Source organism: Bacillus pretiosus (assembly GCF_051294775.1).
GTDB classification, from domain to species: domain Bacteria; phylum Bacillota; class Bacilli; order Bacillales; family Bacillaceae_G; genus Bacillus_A; species Bacillus_A wiedmannii.
On record NZ_JBPPHF010000055.1, the window covers coordinates 1 to 343 of the forward strand.

General features: G+C 41.7%; 1 protein-coding gene. It reads left to right on the forward strand.

Annotated features, from left to right (window positions below; translation table 11 throughout):
* Positions 1-308, forward strand: a 308-nt coding sequence (locus ACSG5Z_RS29820) for an EscU/YscU/HrcU family type III secretion system export apparatus switch protein (protein WP_435712743.1), incomplete at its 5' end; no start/stop codon positions are given.
* Positions 309-343: the final 35 nt, after the last annotated feature.

Sequence of the window (343 nt, forward strand, 5' to 3'; positions counted from 1 at the left end):
GGACAATTGCGAAGAAGATGGATGGTGCAACGTTTATTGTAAACAATCCGACTCATATTTCGGTCGTACTTCGGTACAATAACCAGGTTGATGCGGCGCCAATTGTCGTTGCAAAAGGGGAAGATGAGCTCGCATTATATATACGAACGCTTGCCCGAGAACAAGAAATACCAATGGTGGAAAACCGTCCGCTTGCTCGTTCTTTATATTATCAAGTCGAGGAAGATGAGACGATTCCAGAAGATTTATACGTAGCTGTAAGTGAAGTTATGCGCTATTTAATTCAAACGAATGAACTTGAAGTATAATAGCGCGGTTGGAGGAGATCTCTTGTGTTTAAGAT